This is a genomic window from Achromobacter sp. SIMBA_011 (assembly GCF_046535435.1).
Lineage (GTDB): Bacteria > Pseudomonadota > Gammaproteobacteria > Burkholderiales > Burkholderiaceae_B > Achromobacter > Achromobacter dolens.
The window spans coordinates 1-251 of the sequence record NZ_JAWRWN010000904.1; the positions used below are offsets into that span (position 1 = coordinate 1).

The 251-nt window shown below is 69.3% G+C and carries 1 pseudogene; it reads left to right on the top strand.

The features are described 5' to 3' along the window. Window positions 1-251 (top strand): annotated as a pseudogene (locus SB816_RS33625) (hypothetical protein); the annotation flags it as partial.

Here is a 251-nt window from a genome sequence, read left to right on the forward strand (position 1 = left end):
ATCCTCATCGACGGCTTCCGCTCGTATGGCACCGCGACGACGCAGCGGCTGCTCGTCCTCGGCCTCGTCTATGTCGCGCTGATGGTGGCGGTGTTCGCCGCGTCGTCCATCGTGGACGGCGGCGGGCTGCTCCACATGATGCTGGGCGCGACGAACGACACGAGTCCGACGCCGGAAGCGCTTGCCGCGCAGGGCACGGTCGGCGCGCTGCTGCTTGCCACCCTGCTCTACGCGCCGGTCGCGATGCTGTT